The sequence below is a fragment of the Streptomyces sp. LS1784 genome (genome assembly GCF_020103755.1).
In the GTDB taxonomy this organism is placed as follows: domain Bacteria; phylum Actinomycetota; class Actinomycetes; order Streptomycetales; family Streptomycetaceae; genus Kitasatospora.
Genome location: NZ_JAHSQD010000837.1, coordinates 1 through 2,625, shown reverse-complemented (window position 1 = coordinate 2,625; position 2,625 = coordinate 1). Strand labels below are relative to the sequence as shown.

The following is a 2,625-nucleotide window of genomic DNA, read 5'->3' as shown; positions in this document are numbered from 1 at the left end:
GGCCGGCGCCGGCCATCCGGGCGGACCAGTGGGCGCGGTCGGCCTCGTACTCCGCGCTCCCGCGGTACGCGGCCTCCTCGGCGGCGGCCTCGGCGAGTCCGGCGAAGGGGCTCGGGGCGGGTTCGGCGCCGGTGGCACGGGCGGCGTAGAGGGCGGCGACCCGATCGCCGAGGAGGGTCAACGCGTAGGCGTCGACGGCGAGGTGGTGGATGCGGCGGTACCAGAGCCGGCGGTCCCCGGTGAGCCGGATGAGCGCGTGGGTGAACAGCGGGCCCTCGGCGAGGTCGGCCGGGCGGGCGAGGTCGGCGCGCATCCAGGCCTCGGCCTCGGCGGCCGGGTCTGCGGCGGCGCGCAGGTCGAGGTGGTGCAGCGGCCAGCTGCGGCCGGGGCGCAGCCGCTGGCGGGGCGTGCCGTCCGGGCCGGTGACGACGACGGCGCTCAGCGCCTGTGCCTCGTCCACCGTCTGCCGCAGTGCCTGCTCGAACCGGTCCTCGTCGAGCGGACCGGTGATCTCGACGGCGTCGCCGGTGTTGTAGACCGGGCTCGCGGGGTCGAGGGCCTGGGCGTACCAGATGGCGGCCTGGGCGGCGAGCAGGGGGATGTCGGCGGTCTGGCTGTCGGCGATCTGGGTTTCGACGGCAGGCATGGGGTGGAGAGCTCCTCGGGGATCCGGAACGCCTTACTTAGGTTAGCCTAATCTAACTTCATATGATCTGGTCAACGGCCCCGCAGGGCCGGGACCCTGACAATCCGGAGACGCCGCCCATGCCCCCGACCGAGCCCCTCGCCGAACCGTCGACCACGCCTCTCGCCGACGCCAAGCAGGCCCTGCGCGACCGTGTCCACGCACACCGGTCCGAGCTGCTCGCGCTCAGCCGCCGCATCCACGCCCACCCCGAGACCGCCTTCGAGGAGTACCTCGCGGCCGCCTGGTGCGCCGAACTGCTGCGCGCGCACGGCTACGCGGTCACCGCACCGGCCCACGGCCTGGCCACCGCGTTCGACGCGCGCCTCGGCAGCGGACCGGTCACCGTCGCGCTGGTCTGCGAGTACGACGCGCTGCCCGGGCTCGGCCACGCCTGCGGGCACAACCTGATCGCCGCCGCCGGGATCGGCGCGGCGCTCGGGCTCGCCCCGTTCGCGGACCGACTCGGGCTCACCGTACGGGTGATCGGCGCGCCGGCCGAGGAGCGCGGGGCGGGCAAGGCGCTGCTGCTGGAGGCCGGGGCGTTCGACGGGGTGGACGCGGCGATGATGGTCCATCCCTGCCCCGTCGAGGTCGCCGACTTCCACTCCTTCGCGCTCGGCACGCTGTCCGTCCGCTACACCGGGCGCGCCGCCCACCCGAGCCTCGACCCGCACCGGGGGCGCAACGCCGCCGACGCGCTCACCGTCGCCCAGGTCGCGATCGGGCTGCTGCGCCAACAACTCCCTCCGCAGTGGCGGGTGCACGGCATCACCACGGCGGCCGGGACGGCGCCGAACCTGATCCCGGACAGCGCGAGCGCCGAGTACGAGATCCGGGCCTCGGTGGCCGAGGACCTCGCCGAACTGCGCTCCCGGGTCGAGGACTGCTTCCGCGCCGGGGCGCTCGCCACCGGTTGCGAGGTGGAGCTGACCCGGCCCGATCCGGACTACCTGGACATGCGCTCCGACCCCCGGCTGCTGGCGCTGTGGCGGGCCAACGCGGCGGCGCTCGGCCGGCCGGAGCCGGTCGAGAGCGGGCCCTTCGCCTGTACGGACATGGGGAACGTGTCGCACGCGGTGCCGTCGATCCATCCGGTACTGGACATCACCGGCGGCGCCTGCGCCCCGCACGAGGCGGCGTTCGCCGAGGCGGCGCTGGGCGCGGAGGCGGAGCGGGCGGTGCTGGACGGTGCGGTGGCGATGGCCTGGACGGCGGCAGACCTGGCTGCGGGTCGGGCGGCAGGTCGGGTGTGGGACCTCGCGGCGGCTCCAGCGGCCACGGCGGCCACGAACGAATGACAGCCGACAACTTTCAGCGAACAGACAACGAAATCTGTTCGCTGAAAGTTGTCATCCGAAAGCCGTCCGCCCGCCCTCACCCGCCGAACAGCACCCCCGGCGCCACCCGCACCGCCGTCACGCCCAGCTCCCGCACCAGCACCCCGACCTCGCCCTCCTGCCACGGGTCGGCGAGCACCACGGCGGCGCCCGTCCGCAGCGGCCACAGGTACTCCCAGAGCGGCAGGCCCAGGTGCAGCACCCGGTCGCCCGGCCCGAGCGGGTGGGCCGCCTGGAGCTCGCGCACCCGGCGGTCCGCCTCGGCGTGGGTGAGCCGGACGGCGGTCGGGCGCCCGCCCTGGCCGCACCCGACGCAGAGCAGGTGCTGCGGGGTGAGCGCCCGGGGCGGGTCGGTGGGCAGCTCGCCGCCCGTCTCCAGCCCGGCCAGCGCCCCGGGCACCCCCTCCCCCAGCACGCAGACCGGAGCGTTCTCCGCGAGCAGCCGTTCCCGCCGCCCGGGGGTGTCCGCCGGGTCCAGCGGCAGGTACGCCGCGCCCGACTTCGCCACCGCCAGAAGCGCCGTCAGCAGCTCCGCCGGACGCCGGACGGCCGCCAGGCCGACCACCGCGCCCGGGCGGGCCCCACGGGCGGCCAGGGCGC

General features: G+C 75.9%; 3 protein-coding genes. 1 reads left to right on the top strand and 2 read right to left on the bottom strand.

Annotated features, from left to right (window positions below):
* A partial coding sequence (locus KS423_RS43165; protein WP_224285158.1) for a condensation domain-containing protein occupies nt 1-646 on the bottom strand: 646 nt, incomplete at its 3' end.
* A gap of 119 nt (nt 647-765) precedes the next feature.
* On the opposite strand from KS423_RS43165, the gene KS423_RS43160 reads away from it, so the two are divergent.
* The gene (locus KS423_RS43160) at nt 766-1,986 is read left to right on the top strand and encodes an amidohydrolase (protein WP_224285157.1); all 1,221 of its coding nucleotides are present in this window, start codon (nt 766-768) and stop codon (nt 1,984-1,986) included.
* A 76-nt stretch (nt 1,987-2,062) separates the two neighbouring features.
* Here the strand turns inward: KS423_RS43160 and KS423_RS43155 are convergent.
* The coding region (locus KS423_RS43155) for an AMP-binding protein (RefSeq protein ID WP_374120161.1) at nt 2,063-2,625 on the bottom strand (563 nt) is incomplete at its 5' end.

What these genes read in the sequence shown, in the direction of transcription:
- KS423_RS43160 (WP_224285157.1), top strand. Translation starts at nt 766, where the DNA reads ATGCCCCCGACCGAGCCCCTCGCCGAACCGTCGACCACGCCTCTCGCC.